Below are 18,049 nucleotides of genomic sequence, written 5' to 3'. Positions count from 1 at the left end.
GTAACCTTCATTGATAATCTGTTTCGCATCTACAGAAACAACAGTCTGTGAAGCGTAATTTCGGTTATCGATCTAATCCGTTAGCACGTTGGTATTCAGATTTGTCTGTAGATTGAGCTTGATCATCTGTAGTTACAGTATCTTTAGCTAAGGATTTCTTAATTTTAATAAGAGGTTTTTCTGTAGCCTTTGGATCTTCTTTTTTCTTTACATCATTTTGAGATGGTGGCAAGAATGTGTTGAGTTCATTCTTGTGAGATACCTCTGTGTTTGTAGTAGATGCTAATTGTGCACGTTGAGGGGCGATGAAGATTTCATCCTTTGTAATTTTTACATCGTTCAATAATAATTTGAATACTTGTGGTTTTACAAAGATAGTACCATCTACCTTGCGAGCTGCAGGCAAGAAGGATTCGGAAGTATCAAGGTTAATGATTTTTAATTTACCATGACGGACAACTTCTGCAGAATCTGGTTGGATTGCCAGTGTAGCAATGTTCATGTCCACTAATGCTGTTTTAGTAGGCTCATCCCATGCCACCTTATAGCCTAAAGCTTCAGATACTTGGCGTAATGCTACGAGTGGCTGACCATCTACATAGATTACATTTTGTTGACCGTTGATAGGTTCAACCACTTTACCATCTACATTGATATGATGAGCAGTTGTAACAGATGCCGGTTTTTCAAGGTTCATAGCTGGACCTGGATTCTCCATGCCAATAGCCGCCTGTGCAGGTTGTACTGTGCCAAATGTGAAAGCTAATGCACCTACAGCGATGCTAGATAAAATAAGTTGTTTTAATTTCATAAGTGACCTCCATAAGGTATTATATCGTTCTGAATAAACTAACATTACCAAATGTATATGAATATTTTATTATAAATTTTAATTTTATACAATCTATATGTGAGCGCAATATAATTGAACTAGATTATGGGGATAGGATAGTTTATTCAGAGACATAGGATGAACTGGTTATTTAACTATAGTCTGAAATCGTTTATCTCTATAAGTGGTGTATTCTTTTATATGCTATAATTAAGTATTACATGAATTATTTAATATATTTAATTATAGAGTTCTAGAATGTATAGAAAGAGGTTCCTTATGGCATCCGGCAGATCTGAAAAAGAGTTACAAGGGGTAACGATGTTAGGTCACAAGACCGATTACCCAACTGATTATGCACCACAGGTGTTAGAGGCGTTTGATAATAAGCACCCTGATAATGATTACTTTGTTAAGTTTAATTGTCCTGAGTTCACTAGCTTGTGTCCTATGACAGGTCAACCAGACTTTGCCACAATCTACATTTCTTATGTACCACATAAGAAAATGGTTGAGTCCAAGTCTTTGAAATTGTACCTATTTAGTTTCCGTAACCATGGGGATTTCCACGAAGATTGCATCAATATCATCATGAAAGACCTCATCAAGTTGATGGACCCTAAGTACATCGAGGTATGGGGCAAGTTTACGCCGCGCGGTGGTTTGTCCATCGATCCATACGCAAACTACGGCAAGCCTGGTACAGAGTGGGAAAAGACGGCAAAAGAACGCCTTCATTTCCACGACATGCAGCCTGAACGCGTAGCATACCGTTAATATGGTATATGAATATATAACAATGGGCACATCGTTCATAATGTTTTTTATGATCGGTGTGATCTTGTCTATTCACCCTGCATCCATAATCGTAGGGGAGCATACACAGTTGTCACATCTTAGCAGATGGACTCGGTGGAATGGGTATCTTATTTTTATATTGACCCTATTTATCGTGGATGTACTCATAACAAATGGCATATACGCTGCATTTTATGATGTGTATGGTAATTTATCGTCTTTGAGTGAGCTAATATTTGACCCGATGGCTCTATTCTTTAGTGAAAGCTTCCAAATAGGCGTTGTTTTCGTCTTTGTTTTAGTATTATTACAAGTGTTAGGCCTCGTTGATTTAGCGCACGGTGAAAGAAATTTATCATTTCACTATGATCAACTGCATCAAGGCAAAGAACAGCCGTCTTGGATGGAACAGTATATGGCACATACAAAGGGCACGTTGGGTTCAGGTATAGTTGGTCTGCTTTATATGTTGCGGATGACCATGAGAACTATGTGGCCTTATATTATATGTCTTATATGGTTCAAGCTTATAGCTATACTCACTAATGTGTTACTTTCACCAGTCATCAATCGTTTAATGCATGTTGAATTGATGGTATCAACGCATATCATACTAGACACTTATGTAGCGACATATCTGATAGCAGGATTTCTATGGGGCTATGTAGCACTGCACTATGACATAGACAAGGCTTATAATGTAGCGAATAGTACTGTTATAGCCATCGTTCCGCGGCTTACCGTTATACTAGGGGCAGTCATCTTTATTGGGCTTGCGCTAGCTATCATTATGGTGCCTATTACCTGGGGTGTGGTGGTAGACACACTGACAAAATTATAAATAAACCTAGTTATTTCCTGTATTTTTAGGGTTTTAAAAGCGGTTTTCATTCTCTTGACAATGCATAGATGCAGGTGATAGAGTATGAATGTATTTATGGGAATACACAAATGGTTATATCCAGTGTATAGAGAATAACAAGGTGAAAATCATATCGTCCTTGGGATGTTCCTGAGGACGATTTTTATCATCTATCGCCAAAAGGAGGATCAGATGAGCATAGTCACAAATCAAACAACTAAATTGATTGGTAAAACTCCGGTATATCAATTACCAAATACCAATATCTATGTAAAACTTGAAAAATATAATGTAGGCGGTTCTGTGAAAGACCGTGCTGTACTTGGCATGTTGCAAGATGCTAAAGAAAAAGGACGCCTTCACGAAGATAGCATTATCGTTGAAGCTACAAGCGGTAACACAGGCATTGCTCTTGCCATGGTGGGCGCTATCTTGCATATTAAAACTGTTATTATTATGCCTGAAAGCATGAGTAAAGAACGTCGTGAGCTTATTAAGGCCTATGGTGCGCAGCTCATCTTAACGCCGAAAGAAACGGGTATGAGAGGTGCTCTTGAACGAGCTAATGAAATTTTAGATAAATATCCAAATGCTTTCACATTGGGACAATTTGTAAACCCTGCAAACCCAGATATGCATTATCGTACAACTGGTGCTGAAATTGTAGAACAAGTGCCAAATGTAGATGTTTTCATAGCTGGTATCGGTACTGGGGGGACTTTCACAGGCGTTGCAAAACGGTTGAAAGAACATAATCCTAACTTAAAGGCCATCGCCGTAGAGCCAACAGGTTCTCCAGCCATTACGGAAGGCAAGGGCGGTCCTCACAAAATTCAAGGCATTGGGGCAGGCTTTATTCCTGAAAACTTTGATCAAAGCTTGATGGACGGTGTACAAACTGTAAGCGATGAAGAGGCTTTCAGTGAAGTGCAAACCTTTATGCGTGAAAGTGGTGTTTCTATTGGCCTTTCCTCAGGGGCGGCTATCGTTGCGGCAAAGCGTATTGCTCGTGAAGAGCCAAAGGCTAATATTGTGGTGATTGCGCCGGATGGGGTAGAAAAATATTTATCCCTTTTGAACTTTGCCAATAATGAATATGTAAAGTAACGGATTTCGCATAGATAAAGCATCTTATGTATAGGAATACATACCACATATGTTGTATACTATATATTATATATGAGTAGAGTTATTTGAGATGGAGTCACTATGATGCAAGGTTTGCGCGAATTATGGGGCAAAATTCAATATAATATTAAACGCGTAATGGATTCTGACCCGGCAGCAACAAATGTGTGGATGGTCATTTGGACATACCCGCATATTACAGCCTTGTTCTGGCATTTCTTTGCGCATCGCCTCTATAAGGTGGGATGGCCAACCTTGGCTCGTCGTGTAGCACTTCATTCTCGTCACGTAACCGGCATTGAAATCCATCCAGGTGCTACCATCGGTCGTGGTTTATTTATCGACCATGGCATGGGTGTCGTTATCGGTGAAACGGCAATCGTAGGGGATAATGTGACCTTGTTCCACCAAGTGACGTTAGGTGGCATGTCCTCTAAAAAGGTAAAACGCCATCCGACCATCGAAGACGAAGTGCTCATCGGTACAGGTACGAAAATCTTAGGTGATATTACTATTGGGGCACGCACTAAAATTGGTTGTAACCTCGTTATCAAACACGATATCCCTAAAGATATGGTTATCTTTGAAACAGATCCAGAAAATATGTATGTCCGTAAACCTCGTCGTACTAATAATGGCCAGGCAGAGGAAAAGAAAATTCCTGATGATTACATAGAATACTATATTTAATATAGTGTAATAAAACCGCATATAATATAGAAGGATAGAACCTCTAACTATTAGTTAAACTAGTAGTTAGAGGTTTTTGAGTTCATCGAATCTATGTTGAAATAATACGATTGACAATGCCTTATTGGGTATGATATGATTACCCAGTAAAGCATGGAGGATTACTCAAGAGGCTGAAGAGGACGGTTTGCTAAATCGTTAGGGCGGGTTACCGTCGCTAGGGTTCGAATCCCTAATCCTCCGCCATGCTGAGACCTCACATCACGCGATGTGAGGTCTTTTTGTTTATTGTGGTATTTACTGGGGATGGACCTAAAGGTGTAAGGGCTCAAGTGAGCCTGAGGTCTTGTAAATATTGATTTATACAGGTGTGTAAGGTTATAGAGTTGACGTATGATAAGGGGTTTTATATAATAGATTGTATCAAATGTAATTTTAAGGAGACTCTTATGAATACAAAATATACACGTCACATACATTTACTTCGTCGCGCTGTTGGCATCGGTGCATTATGTCTCGTTGCCTCTGTTGGTTTCGCGCATGCTGAAAGCATTGCTATTCCAAGCGCACGTCCTATGGTAGATGGTGTGAGTGCCGATGTAGAGACTGTTAGTAGTTCTAGCAAAGCACAACATCACGTGAGTACAGGTGTGATTACGCCAAATGATTGGACGTATACAGCATTACAAACACTAGTTAAGCACGGTGCTATTACAGATACACATGGTTTTGTCTTTGATGGCAATACAAGCTATACAAAGGATGAGCTCATGCCTCTTATCGACGAAGTCGTAACAAAACGGGAGCAAATGAACGATAACGATCGCCAATATGCATTGCGTATTTACCAAGAAAATATGCGTGATGTAATGGATTATCGTATTGCTCGCGATAAGAAGGTTACCCGAGAGCGTCGTCAAAAATTAGATGAAAAACGTGCTGAAAAGGCTAAGAAATCTGGTAAGACATACCAAGTATCTAAATCTCAACAAGAGGCTTTAGATGCAGCTAATGACGAAGTGGCAAAACCAGAAGAGCGCGCGTTAACTGATGAACAAATCAAAGAAAAGATGAAGAAATTCAAAATTGATGACTCTCGCGTTAAAGTAAATAATAATGTGCGCATCCGTTATACAGGTGGTAAGGATACAAAATCTAAAACCGATGCTCGTATGCAAACGGAGATGACTTTCACTCTATAACCCTATTTAAGGAGTTATAATGATTGATTTTTTAAAGAAACAGCTGTTTACCGTCCACCAAAACGGTAAGCAACAGGTGAGCGAGGTCTTTAAATATATAGGGCCTGGCATCATTGTCACAGTTGGGTTCATCGACCCTGGCAACTGGGCGGCCAATCTAGCTGCTGGTGCTAGTTATGGCTATGAACTGTTGTGGGTAGTTACGCTATCTACGATTATGCTTATTTTATTGCAACATAACGTGGCCCACTTAGGCATTGTACGAGGACAATGTTTATCCGAATGTGCTTATGAATTCTTGCCGCGTTACGTGTCCAGGTTCGTATTGAGTACGGCGGGCATTGCAGCGGCAGCGACTGCACTAGCTGAGTTTATCGGCGCAGCCATCGCATTGAAAATGCTATTTGGCATTCCTCTTTTGATAGGCAGTGTTTTGACGGCTGTTATCTGTACCATTATGCTCATAACAAACTCTTATCGGAAGCTAGAGCGTATCATTGCAGGATTCGTATCCCTCATTGCGTTGGCGTACCTCGTAGAGGTCAACATGGTCAATGTAGATTGGGCGGCAGCTGGTATTGGTTGGGTAGACCCTAAGGTTCCTAATGGATCGATGCTCGTTATTTTGAGTATCTTAGGGGCTGTTATTATGCCTCACAATTTGTTCTTGCACTCAGAAATCATCCAAAGTCGCCAGTTCAACACGCAAGATCCTTCTGTAATGAAGCGCCAATTGCGTTATGAATTTCTAGACACTCTATTATCTATGGGTATTGGCTGGATGATTAACTCTGCCATGATCTTATTGGCGGCGGCAGTGTTCTTTGCTCATGGCATTGAAGTAACGGAGCTTGAACAGGCTGAGGAGTTGTTACGACCTCTCATTGGTCCGGCAGCAGGTACAATCTTTGCTATCGCATTGCTCTTTGCGGGCTTTGCATCATCTGCTACGGCAGGTATGGCAGGGGCGAGTATCTTTGCCGGTATGTTTGGTGAGTCTTACGATATGAAAGACTTCCATACAAGATTAGGCTTGGCATTAACCTATATTCCAGCATTGCTTTTGATTGTATTCGTTACTGATTCATTCCAAGCCTTGTTGATTTCCCAAATGTTCTTGAGCTTGCAATTGCCGATAACTATCTTCTTGCAGCTTTATATGACAAGTAGCCGCAAGGTGATGGGGCAATATGCGAACCATACATATACGAATGTACTATTATGGGGCATTGGTATTGTGGTAACCGTTATGAACATCTACCTACTCTATGTAGGCGCATAATATACGAGCGTATAGTAGGTGTATAATACACAATCTCATATTTGCATGAAGCTAGTAGACTAGTAGTAAGGCTTAGAAAACAATCGAATCGTTAGCTCATAATGTAAAGCTAATAATGATAGAGAAAAAGACCGCGGTAGCGGTCTTTTTTTCATATTCGGTTATGTATATTGATTATGTAAAAAGCGTATCCAAGAATACCCATGTGGGCTATAAAATATGTTACAATTAAAGATAGCATAAATCTGTAGGGAGAATTCCCTCATCAGTGTAATAGATAGAAATTAGGAGGACCTAATGGCAGACGAAGTAAAAGTACAAGATGCAATGCAATCTGATTTCAGTGTTGTTGTAAACGACATTGCAGAGGAATTATTAACGCGCCTAAATATGGATGAGGATGGTTCTGTTATCGACATGTTCCAAACAGGTTCTTTTGATCCTTGGCAATTATTCGTGTTCTTTGGTGCTTTAGAAAAAGCTCTCGTTGATTTTAGAACAGATAAACGCAAGAAAACTGTTATCGTTCATGCACAACCTGAAGCTCTTATCGGCATTGGCCGCGTAGTGACACCTGTATCCACTATGCTTGAGCATGTGTTGATGTCTCGCTTGAACGACATGAGCGAAGGTCGTTTGGAAACAGGTATGCTTACCGTATCTGCTGGAAGTATCGACTATGAAGGTGTTAATCTAAAAGGCCGCCACGTTGTGATCGTATGCGATCTTGTAGATGAAGATTCCGATTACCTCAAAGAATGCATTAATTTATGTAAAGAAATGAAAGCTAGCCACGTAGTGGCTGTGCCTCTCATGTTGTGGAATCCTGAGTTGATCGACAATTTGACAGAGGAAACTATCAAGGCGGAGTTATCCCATGAAAATCGTCCTCTCTCCTAGTAAGACTAAAACGATTACCCCTGCTACTATCAACGACGGGGCAGTCAATCCTGCAGTCTTAGACGGTCAATTTCAACCGCACATTACACAAGACATTGTAAAACATGTGCAATCTCTCGACGTGAAGGCCCTTGGCAAGGCTTTAAAATTAAAGGATGATAAAGCGCAAGCGCTCTTTGATTTCTATCAAGATTTTGAGTCCCATCCTGTAGGGCTTGCTTGCGAAAGCTACGATGGCATTGCTTTCAAATATTTAGACTGGGGCAACCTATCTAATGAGGCTAAGGCCTTTGGTGAAAGCCATCTTGTTGTGATGTCTGCCTTGTACGGCGTCGTAGAACCTACGATGGGCGTTAGAGACTATCGACTAGATATGGTTGATAAGGTAGGCATTAATTTATACGATACGTGGCGCGAAACGGTGGATGCATACTTTCACAAGGAAGATTGGATCCTAAATCTAGCGTCTAAAGAATATGCAAAAATGGTGAACCATCCAAAGGTGGTAACCGTTGAGTTTTGGGAATTGCGAGGCGACACGTTTAAACAGATGAGTACGTCCTCTAAAATGAGTCGTGGCATGATGGCTCATGCATGTTTGACGGAGCAAGTGAAGCATGTACGGGATTTGCCGCGTGAAATTAATGGATTTGTCTGCGTTACAGATATTGAATCCATTACCATACCAAGCGAATCGATGACGGTTCGTTATGAAAGGAAGTGATTGTTTGCAAGTGCAAGACATTCTCGCAAAAGACCTCGTTGGCGATGAATGGCTAACAGAGGATGAGCTAAGATTTCTCATGTCTGTAACTGATGAAGAACAGTTGCAGTTAATATATAAAAAGGCTTACGAAGTGAAGGCGAAATATGTAAAGCCTGTAGCGTACTATCGTGGCCTCATCGAGTTCTCGAACCGATGCATCAAAAACTGTAATTACTGCGGTATCCGTCGTGAAAATGACAAGATGGAACGCTTTGATATGAACCGTGAAGATATCATCAAGATGGCACAGTGGGCGTACGACCATGAATATGGTTCTATTACGCTCCAATCTGGAGAACGTTGTGATGATGCCTTTGTGGATTATGTGGTGGATTTAATTCGCGATATTAAAGCCATTGGCGATGGTTCCCTTGGCATTACGATGTGCGTAGGGGAACAAAGCGAAGAGGCGTACCGCCGCATGCGTGAAGCCGGTGCTAGTCGCTACTTATTGCGCATTGAAACAACAAATAAAGAGCTATATCATAAAATTCATCCTCAAGATGAACTACACTCCTTTGAAACGCGCGTTGAATGCTTACGTAGCTTGCGCCGCGTAGGTTTCCAAGTAGGTACAGGCGTCATGATTGGTTTGCCTGGTCAAACGGAAGAAGACCTTGTAAATGATATCTTGTTCTATCGCGATATGGATATCGATATGATCGGCATGGGGCCGTATGTGGTACATCATGATACGCCGTTAGGCCAAGAGGCATTGGCGATGGGAATCGATGACGAATCAGGTAAATTGCGCCGCATTCAATTGGGCCTAAAGATGATTGCGTTGACACGTTTATTCTTGAAAGACGTAAATATTGCTGCCACAACAGCGCTACAAGCGCTTGATAAACTAGGCCGTGAAAAAGGCCTTGCTGCGGGTGCTAATATTTTGATGCCTATCATTACCATTCCTGAACACCGTGCAAAATACTTGCTGTACGATAACAAACCTTGCGTAGATGATAATGCAGACAAATGTAAAGACTGCTTAACGCGCCGCGTAATGTCCATCGGTGATACCGTAGGCTGGAAGCAAAATGGTGACTCCAAACATTATGGTAAACGTACGGGAGAGTTTTAGTTTTTAGAGAGTTTCAGTTTGTATATGAGGTTGTATTATGGAGACAAAATGGTATTCTGATTTTTGGCGGTTATTTGCGAGTCCTTTTAAAGGCGGTATTGATCAAGTTGTACAGTCTGGTACATTGAAAAAAGGTTTCTGGGGCACTGTATTCTTGTGGGCTATTCCATATATTATATTGGCTTTATTTGGGACTATGTTAATTCCATTTCTCCCTCATAATGAATTTACTGGTTTAACCTATTTAATCGGTATTGGTGCAAGTTTTATATTTGTTTTTGCATGGCTCATCAGTATCGGTTGGTCCTTTGTAATGGTTGCCATCGGTTCTTATGTATATAACTGGGTTATTACTAAAATGGGTGGTACCGACAATGTACAAGCTATTATGAAAGTTAGTTGGTATCTACAAGGGTATGAAGTACTATTATTTAGTATTGGATATACGATAGTCTTGATCGTAATGGGACTATTAGGTCTTGTATTCGATAGTAGTGCTATTGCTGGTTTCGTATATTTTGTAGGAACCGTGGCATTAATTATTATTTCTATCTGGGTATCCTTAGAACTTATGGCAAGACAGGTCATGCTTACTAAAATGAAAGTTTTCATTGCCTGTATCATTACGTCCATTATTTTTGTTCTTATCTGGGCAATCTTCATGGCACTTCTTAGTGGTTGTGCCTCTTTAGTGGGTAGATAATACTCATATATAAATTAATATTAATAAAGAGTCCTCTTTTTTTGATAAATTTTTTCGGAAAAAGAGGACTTTTCTATTTGGGTGTCGAAATGTATTAGCAAAAGCCGTAATTTGCCATTAAGGAGGCGATTCCGATGAAAGAGTACAGTAGTGATAAAATTAGAAATGTTGCTGTTGTTTCCCACGATGGTGCGGGTAAAACAGCTCTTGTCGAATCTTTGTTGTTAACCTCTGGTGCGGTTGATTTCGTAGGTAAAGGCCAAGACAATAAACATATTATGGACTTTGAACCTGAAGAAATTAAACGTAACGTAACAATCCAATTGGGCATGGCTCCATGTGAATGGCATGACCATAAGGTTAACTTCGTAGATACTCCAGGCTATAATGAATTCCATGGTGAAGTTCGTGCCGCTTTGCGTGCGTGCGATGGTATGTTGATGGTACTATCCGCCACATCTGGTGTAGAAACTGACACAGTTCGCGCATGGGATTATGCAGTTGAATTACAAATGCCACGCATGGCATTTATCAATAAAATGGATGTGGATGGTGCCGATTTCTTCGGTACTATTGAAAGAATGCGGGAATTATTTGGTAAGGGCATTATGCCATTGCAGATTCCTATCGGTGAAGGCGCCAACTTTGAAGGCGTCGTAGACGTAGCAAAAATGACTGCGTTTACTTACAAGGACGGCCAACCAACAGAGATTGCTGTACCAGCTCACCTTATCGAAAAGGCTCAAGAAATTCGGGAAATGACCGTAGAAGCCGCGGCTGAAGGTAGTGATGAATTGTTGGAAAAATATTTAGAAGGCGAAGAATTATCCTTAGAGGAAATTCGCCAAGGCTTGCGTGAAGGGATGATTAGTGGCCGTGTGTGCCCAATCATGTGTGGCAGTGCCACATCTCGTATTGGCTTAGATCAAGTATTGGATCGTATGATTCGTTACATGCCGGATGCAACTAAAAAAGTGATGACCGCAACTGATGCGGAAACCGGCGAACAATGTGTAGTACATGTAGATAAACCTTTAACTGCATTCGTATTTAAAACATTGTTAGACCCATTCGCAGGCAAACAAAGCTTTGTACGTATCTTCTCTGGTGAACTAAAAGAAGGCGATCGCCTTTATGATGTAAACCAAGGTGTAGAAGAAAAATGGGGCAAGATGGTTACCCTTATTGGGAAGCAACAAATCCCTGTATCCTCAGCTAAAGCTGGCGATATCGTAGTGATACCGAAATTGGCAAATGCTAAGACTGGCGATACATTAACTGCTCCTGACTTTAAAGTGACATACGACGCTATCCGTTTCCCTCAACCTCTATACACAGTGGCATTAGAACCTGTGAAAAAAGGTGAGGAGGAAAAATTAGCTGGTGCTGTTCTAAAAGTAGCAGAAGAAGATCCTACTTGCGTAGTAGTGAAAAATGCTGAGGCCCGTCAACTACAAATCGATTGTATGGGCGAGGTTCATCTCGAGCATATCCTCAACAAAATGGATCGTAAATATGGCGTACAAGCTAAACTTGTGACTCCATATATTCCATACCGCGAAACAATTAAAGGCTCCGCTGAAACCGAGTCTAAATATAAGAAACAAAGTGGCGGTCATGGTCAATATGGTCACGTTAAGATTCAAGTGGACCCATTATACGATGGAAGCGAATTTGCATTCGTAGACAAAATCTTTGGTGGTGCTGTACCTAAACAATACATACCAGCAGTGGAAAAGGGTGCCAAAGAAACCCTAGATAAAGGCTTAATTGCGGGATATCCTATGATTGGCGTGCAAGTGACACTCTTGGATGGATCTTACCATAGCGTAGACTCCTCAGAGTTAGCATTTAAAGTAGCTACGTCACAAGCTATCAAGGATGTAATTCCTAAGGCGAAACCAGTCCTATTAGAACCAATCTATGAAGTTAACGTGTTTGCACCAGATGCTTTCATGGGCGACATCATGGGTGATTTGAATAGCCGTCGAGGTCGTGTATTAGGCATGGAACAAAGTGAAAGAACAGGTATTTCTGTTGTTAAAGCACAAGTACCATTGGCTGAAATGGCCGACTATGTAACTGCATTGCGCTCCATCACTCAAGGACAAGGCGTATTTAACCGTCAGTTCTATACTTATGAAGAGGTTCCACATAAGCAAGCGGAAGAAATTATCGCTGCTCGTAAGACTCAAGAATAAAGTTAAGAACATGTCCACGTACTGTATCAAATACAGTTAGAATCACTACAACTGAATAGATAATTGCATATCGTAACAACTTAATAGCATAACAATTGACGTAAGTCATAAATTTGAATAGTATTTTACAGAAGCCCTCCATATATGTAGCGTATGGAGGGCTTTTACTATATATACTTTACTATATATGTGCCTTATATAGAGCGTATAATGGCTAGTCCTTTATGTATATATGTGCTAACATTAAAGGTAATAAAATTGCTTATATATCGGGTGTTATTTCCAGATATCGGGAAAGGATCGCATATGTTTTTTTCTAGCATTACTGCAGATTATACAAAAATGGGTTATCCTAAAGCCATCGTACGAGCTTTAGATTTCTTAAAAAATACAGATTTGAAAGCATTGCCAGGCGGCCGTCATGCCATTGAAGGTGACATGATGTATGCCAATGTAGACGATGTGGAAACCAAGCTGTTTGAAACTACAAAACCTGAGTCTCATCGCAACTATGTAGATATTCAATTCATGGTAGATGGGGAAGAAAATATGGGCTTTTTTGTAGATAAAGGTCTCGTAAAGCCTGTGGAGTCTTATCCAGATCGTGATTGCTATTTCTATCCTAATGAAGCTGTTGATGAAGGACACATCCACTGTCCAGAAGGGTATTATACAGTATTCTTCCCATCTGATATCCATAGACCACTATTAGCTGTTAATGATAAGCCTATTAAAATTCGCAAGGTTGTTGTAAAAGTACATGTAGACCTCTTAGACGAGTAATCCTATGAAGCGATATGAAATTATAGGTGTCTTACTAACCCTATTAGGAGCTGTTTTATGGGGCGTATCAGGTACTTCAGTACAGTTCTTAAGTAACTTTAGGAATATGAACTTGGAATGGCTTGTCACCATGCGATTAATTACAGCAGGACTATTGACTGTTATCTATGCATGGTTTAAATATGGCAATTCTATCTTCCATGTCTTTCGTAGTTTGAAAGATACGGTAGGGCTTATCGTTTTTGGCGTATTTGGCATGGCTTTATGCCAATATACATACTTTAAATCCATTGCTTTAGCTGGGGCCGGTATTGCGACGGTGCTTCAATACTTGGCGCCATCAATGATTATTATTTATATGCTTGCCCGTTATGGTAAAAGGCCCTCTAAAGGGGAAATTATTTCCGTTATACTGGCCTTGGTAGGTACGATTTGTTTGATGGGGAATGATGGCTTTTCTATGGAGCGATTCCCACTGGCCGTGCTTGTATGGGGACTTCTATCTGCTGTAGGGGTCGCTGTATATAGTGTTTCTCCCGTAGATTTACTATATAAATATGGAACCTTGCCGATTGTAGGATTCGGTATGCTTCTCAGTGGTATTGTTGCTGCTATTTTATTTCATCAGCCAAATTCGTATGCTATGTGGGATGTATGGACTGTTATTGGCTGTTTCAATGTTGTCTTTTTGGGGACAATTGTATCCTTTAATGCTTATTTAGAAGGTGTTAAGAGAATAGGTGCAGTGCCAGGATCAATCCTGTCATCTATTGAACCGATTTCGGCAGCTTTCTTTGGATGGGCTTTGTTAGGCAACCAATTTAGTGCATTAGGGCTAATTGGCATGGCCATGATCATTGCTACAGTTATTATAATTGCTCTAGAAAAACGTACATAGTTTGAGGTCTCTTTGCTGAATATTGCGGTTTAGAGGCCTCTTTGTTATGATTATACATAATGTGAAAGTAGTTGTGATAGGAGGTTGTATGGAGAAAAAACAATGGAAAGGTATGGCCCTTGCCATTTTAGGTGCTCTATTTTGGGGGCTTTCAGGCACATCTGTACAATTCCTAGAAAATGCAAAGCATATCAATGTGGAGTGGCTACTAGAAGCGCGTTTGCTCATAGCAGGTATATTGACGATAGGACTTGCTTATATAAGGGATGGTAAGCGTATTTTCTCTATCTTTACAGAACCTAAGGATATAGGGGAATTATTAGTATTTGGTATTTTAGGTATTGCTTTATCTCAGTACTCATACTTCAAGGCCATTGCCATTTCAGGCGTCGGTATTGCTACGGTCCTTCAATATGTTGCGCCTACGCTGATCATTATCTATTTGTTTTTGAGATACTTTAAAAAGCCATCTATACCAGAGTTTTTCTGTATTGTATTAGCCTTGGTGGGAACACTCTGTATCGTCATGCAAGAAGGGCTAGATGTTTCGAACTTTAATGTGCTTGCTTTATTCTGGGGGCTTGTATCGGCAGCTAGTATCTGTGTATATACATTGCAACCTATTGAGCTATTAAAGAAATATGGCACCACATCCATTGTGGGCTTTGCCATGTTTATCTGTGGTATTTTATCTTTAGCTATGTTTCAACAAGTAGAATCGGAAGCCCTCTGGGATGGCATGACCTGGTTAGGACTATTCGCCATCATCATACTTGGTACAGTCGTATCCTTTAATGCTTATATGGAAGGGGTTAGACTCATTGGTGCTATACAAGGCTCTATACTTTCATCATTAGAACCAATCTCAGCAGCGATCTTTGGATGGGTATTGCTAGGGAATCATTTTACGCTGGTCGGTATTTTTGGCATGATTTGCATCATTGCAACCGTATTCATTATCGCCTGGGATCGATACCGTCAAATTAAACGAGAAGTACTAGAAAAACTGAATAAAGTAGAAATGAAATAAACAAACGAAAACACATATACCATGAGGTATATGTGTTTTTTGTAATCAAATATTATATTTTTTCTAATATTTTTTCAAATAATAGTTCTAGTTTCTGTAAGTCGCCATGTACGGTTCCGTCCATATAGGTATTATATACAGTATCATCTTCAGAAACACGAATTTGAGCTTTATACCCCTTTGATAATGCTAATACTCGAATAACTTCACGTTGTGTGCGACCATTACCTTCCCTAAATGGATGAAAGAAATTTAGGCAATCTAAGATTTTAGCTAAGTTCTTAATTATACTTTCTTTTGTATTGGTTCTTAGCCAATTTGTAGTTCCTTCCTTCTGTTTGTAACATAATTTTTTAATTCTAGAACTGATTCAGTTGTAGGAGTGAAGTCTTCAATCATAGATGAACCTACGGCATACCAAACTGCATCAAAGTCCTCATAATTATCAAATTGTACATCTAAAATGGTGAGTTTTTCTTTATTAACATTTAATGTCATAGGCACCTTCTTTGTTACTATTATTATATCATAGCTAGTCTCTTTATATTGTATACATGACCTATTTGGTTGACTATTTACTTATCTATTCATATAGTTAATATATAAGTACTAATTAATTTTTAGGAGGTTCCTATGTCTGTAAAAGATTTCGTACAACAACGCCGCGATGATTTTATCGCTATGCGTCGAGATTTTCATATGTATCCAGAGCCAGCTTGGCTCGAATATCGTTCTGCCGCTAAAGTAGCTGAAAAGCTAATTGCTTTGGGTTATGATGTGGCACTCGGTGCAGAAGTGCTTGATTTAGATTCTCGTATGGGCTTGCCTAGCGAGGATGTTATGAAAGCAGCAATGGCTCGTGCTATGGATGAAGGTGCTGATCCTGAACTAGTAGAGAAGATGGGCTATGGTAAAACAGCTATTGTGGCAACTATGAAGTTTAGTGATGATGGTCCTGTAGTAGCGTTCCGTGCAGATATGGATTCCAATGATGTAATCGAATCTAAAGCATCTAACCATATTCCTGCTAAGAATGGTTTCCGTTCCCGCCATGAGAAGGCTATGCATGCTTGTGGTCATGATACACATATGACAATGGGCCTTGGCCTTGCTGAATATATTGCTACACATAAGGATGGCTTGAAGGGTACTATTAAACTAATCTTCCAACCAGCAGAGGAAGGCGTACGTGGTGCTAAAGCGATGGTAGAGGCTGGCGTAGTAGATGATGTTGACTTGATGTTCGGCATGCATATTGGATTTAATGAAAATCTATCCAATTGTTTTGCGTGTAGCGACCATGGTTTCTTAGCGACAACAAAACTTGATGCGGTGTTCCGCGGTTATTCTGCTCATGCTGGAGGCTCTCCAGAAAAAGCACAAAATGCTATGCTTGCAGGCTGTACAGCCGTTATTAACTTACAAGCCATTGCTCGCCATAGTGGGGGCGCATCTCGTATGAATGTAGGCGTTTTTGAAAGTGGTACAGGTCGCAATGTTACTCCTGATGTAGCGACACTTAAATTAGAAACTCGTGGTGCTACTACAGAAATCAATGATTACATGATTGAACGTACTAAAACGATTATTAAAGGTGCTGCAGAAATGCATGATTGCACCTTTGAAATTACAAAACAAGGTGAAACTCCTGCAGGACGTATTAGCGATGATTTAGCTCGCGAAGTACAATCTATCATTGAACCATTAGGTATCTTTAAAGAAGTTCCATTCGATTATAGCGGCGGTGGCAGTGAAGACTGTGCCTATTTCTTAAACCGTGTTATTGATCGTGGTGGTCGAGCAACCTATATGGTATTGGGCTCAGCTATTAAAGCACCTCATCATAATCCATTATTCGATATCGACGAAGAAGATATGCTAAATGGTATTGTTGCATTAGGTACTATTGCAACTCACTATTTAAAATAAGAATTATTGACTGATAGATTAATTTCTAAATAGTGATTCGATATATCTATGATATAGATCATAGCTATTCTGTAGTACTAGTAGAATGGATATGGTATACAGTTGCCAATATGTATGATATTCAATTGATACCATATAATTTATCAGTAATTGATGTATTCGATTGTGAGGTGTTATATGATTCAACGAGAGCGTTTAGCTAACGATTTTGAAGCTATGTCACAGTTTACTGGACCTGGTGAAGGCATTCATCGTCTTGCTTTTACCGATGCAGACTGGGCAGGTCGCCAATATATTATAGATCGCATGATTGATGCGGGACTAACTGTTGAAACGGATGGATTTGGCAATGTCATTGGCTATAAGCTTGGTAAGAATCCAGAATTACCAGTAGTCATGGTTGGTTCTCATACGGACAGCGTGCCTGATGGGGGCAATTATGATGGTGTTGTGGGTGTATTATCTGCTATCGAAGCGGTTCGCAGTATGATTGATGATGGTTTTGAACATGACCATACCATTGCAGTAGTAGACTTTATGTGTGAAGAGTCTAGCCGCTTTGGAGCAGCCACATTGGGTAGTAAAGCTATGCGCGGTGAATTGACATTACAAGATTTACATCGCTTAGTAGATAAACAAGGCATTTCCTTGTATGATGCATTGAAAGAGCGTAATTTAAATCCAGATGCTATTGAGCATATGGAATATAAGAGACCTGTAAAGTCTTTCACAGAAATTCATATCGAACAAGGTAAGGTGTTAGAGCACGAAGCGAAACCTATCGGCGTTGTAACTGGTATTGCCGCACCAGAACGGTTCTATGTAACCATTCGTGGTAATGCCGATCATAGCGGTGCTACACCGATGAACTTGCGCCATGATGCGCTCTGTGGGGCGTCTAAAATTATCCTTGGCATCGAGGAAATCGCCGCTATGCAAGAGGAGCCTCCAGTAGTTGGCACAG

19 protein-coding genes and 1 tRNA gene are annotated in these 18,049 nt (G+C 40.2%); 17 read left to right on the top strand and 3 right to left on the bottom strand.

Annotation, left to right across the window (positions count from 1 at the left end; translation table 11 throughout):
* Positions 1–64: 64 nt before the first annotated feature.
* Positions 65–811, bottom strand: a complete 747-nt coding sequence (locus Q7P05_RS08840) for a copper amine oxidase N-terminal domain-containing protein (RefSeq protein ID WP_295805306.1) — start codon at positions 809–811, stop codon at positions 65–67.
* 300 nt (positions 812–1,111) lie between these two features.
* Here Q7P05_RS08840 and queF point away from each other — a divergent pair, with 300 nt between their 5' ends.
* The 15 genes from queF (at position 1,112) to Q7P05_RS08765 (ending at position 15,156) form a co-directional block, all read left to right on the top strand.
* Complete coding sequence (gene queF, locus Q7P05_RS08835; protein ID WP_024066478.1) at positions 1,112–1,609, top strand: preQ(1) synthase; 498 nt, start codon at positions 1,112–1,114, stop codon at positions 1,607–1,609.
* 49 nt (positions 1,610–1,658) lie between these two features.
* Positions 1,659–2,471, top strand: a complete 813-nt coding sequence (locus Q7P05_RS08830; RefSeq protein WP_303931702.1) for a hypothetical protein — start codon at positions 1,659–1,661, stop codon at positions 2,469–2,471.
* A gap of 213 nt (positions 2,472–2,684) precedes the next feature.
* Complete coding sequence (gene cysK / locus Q7P05_RS08825) at positions 2,685–3,599, top strand: cysteine synthase A (RefSeq protein WP_303931700.1); 915 nt, start codon at positions 2,685–2,687, stop codon at positions 3,597–3,599.
* Between the two features lie 102 nt (positions 3,600–3,701).
* Positions 3,702–4,310 carry a serine O-acetyltransferase EpsC gene (epsC, locus tag Q7P05_RS08820; protein WP_303931699.1) on the top strand — a complete coding sequence of 203 codons (609 nt, stop codon included), beginning with the start codon at positions 3,702–3,704 and terminating at the stop codon, positions 4,308–4,310.
* Between the two features lie 155 nt (positions 4,311–4,465).
* A tRNA-Ser gene (locus Q7P05_RS08815) sits at positions 4,466–4,556 on the top strand.
* 203 nt (positions 4,557–4,759) lie between these two features.
* Positions 4,760–5,512 (top strand): hypothetical protein, encoded by a 753-nt coding sequence (locus Q7P05_RS08810; protein ID WP_295826113.1) that lies wholly within the window; start codon positions 4,760–4,762, stop codon positions 5,510–5,512.
* 19 nt (positions 5,513–5,531) lie between these two features.
* The gene (locus Q7P05_RS08805) at positions 5,532–6,794 is read left to right on the top strand and encodes an Nramp family divalent metal transporter (protein WP_295826115.1); all 1,263 of its coding nucleotides are present in this window, start codon (positions 5,532–5,534) and stop codon (positions 6,792–6,794) included.
* 297 nt (positions 6,795–7,091) lie between these two features.
* Complete coding sequence (locus Q7P05_RS08800) at positions 7,092–7,694, top strand: hypothetical protein (RefSeq protein WP_213467535.1); 603 nt, start codon at positions 7,092–7,094, stop codon at positions 7,692–7,694.
* Positions 7,672–8,418 carry a YaaA family protein gene (locus Q7P05_RS08795; protein WP_303931698.1) on the top strand — a complete coding sequence of 249 codons (747 nt, stop codon included), beginning with the start codon at positions 7,672–7,674 and terminating at the stop codon, positions 8,416–8,418. The genes Q7P05_RS08800 and Q7P05_RS08795 overlap by 23 nt, the downstream gene beginning before the upstream one ends.
* A 4-nt stretch (positions 8,419–8,422) precedes the next feature.
* Positions 8,423–9,541, top strand: a complete 1,119-nt coding sequence (hydE, locus tag Q7P05_RS08790) for a [FeFe] hydrogenase H-cluster radical SAM maturase HydE (protein ID WP_303931696.1) — start codon at positions 8,423–8,425, stop codon at positions 9,539–9,541.
* Between the two features lie 37 nt (positions 9,542–9,578).
* On the top strand, positions 9,579–10,244 hold the full coding sequence (locus tag Q7P05_RS08785; RefSeq protein WP_303931694.1) for a hypothetical protein: 666 nt from the start codon (positions 9,579–9,581) through the stop codon (positions 10,242–10,244).
* A 134-nt stretch (positions 10,245–10,378) separates the two neighbouring features.
* The gene (fusA, locus tag Q7P05_RS08780; protein WP_303931692.1) at positions 10,379–12,445 is read left to right on the top strand and encodes an elongation factor G; all 2,067 of its coding nucleotides are present in this window, start codon (positions 10,379–10,381) and stop codon (positions 12,443–12,445) included.
* Positions 12,446–12,751: 306 nt separating this feature from the next.
* Complete coding sequence (locus Q7P05_RS08775; protein WP_295824777.1) at positions 12,752–13,228, top strand: YhcH/YjgK/YiaL family protein; 477 nt, start codon at positions 12,752–12,754, stop codon at positions 13,226–13,228.
* Positions 13,229–13,232: 4 nt separating this feature from the next.
* A complete protein-coding gene (locus Q7P05_RS08770; RefSeq protein ID WP_295824774.1) occupies positions 13,233–14,126 on the top strand; it encodes a DMT family transporter in 894 nt (297 codons plus the stop codon).
* Between the two features lie 88 nt (positions 14,127–14,214).
* Positions 14,215–15,156, top strand: a complete 942-nt coding sequence (locus tag Q7P05_RS08765; RefSeq protein ID WP_303931689.1) for a DMT family transporter — start codon at positions 14,215–14,217, stop codon at positions 15,154–15,156.
* Positions 15,157–15,208: 52 nt separating this feature from the next.
* On the opposite strand, the gene Q7P05_RS08760 is transcribed toward Q7P05_RS08765, so the two are convergent.
* Entirely contained in the window at positions 15,209–15,424 is a 216-nt protein-coding gene (locus Q7P05_RS08760; RefSeq protein WP_231723957.1) for a Fic family protein, read from the bottom strand.
* A 41-nt stretch (positions 15,425–15,465) separates the two neighbouring features.
* Entirely contained in the window at positions 15,466–15,654 is a 189-nt protein-coding gene (locus Q7P05_RS08755; RefSeq protein ID WP_060925036.1) for a hypothetical protein, read from the bottom strand.
* A 135-nt stretch (positions 15,655–15,789) separates the two neighbouring features.
* On the opposite strand from Q7P05_RS08755, the gene Q7P05_RS08750 reads away from it, so the two are divergent.
* Positions 15,790–17,085: an amidohydrolase gene (locus tag Q7P05_RS08750; protein ID WP_105089608.1), complete on the top strand. Its 1,296-nt coding sequence runs from the start codon at positions 15,790–15,792 to the stop codon at positions 17,083–17,085.
* Between the two features lie 177 nt (positions 17,086–17,262).
* Positions 17,263–18,049, top strand: a 787-nt coding sequence (locus Q7P05_RS08745) for a hydantoinase/carbamoylase family amidase (RefSeq protein WP_303931686.1), incomplete at its 3' end; no start/stop codon positions are given.

The sequence above is a fragment of the Veillonella dispar genome, from assembly GCF_937975875.1.
Classification (GTDB): domain Bacteria; phylum Bacillota; class Negativicutes; order Veillonellales; family Veillonellaceae; genus Veillonella; species Veillonella dispar_B.
The sequence above is the reverse complement of the archived record's forward strand: the minus strand, read 5'-3'. Positions and strand labels throughout refer to the sequence as shown.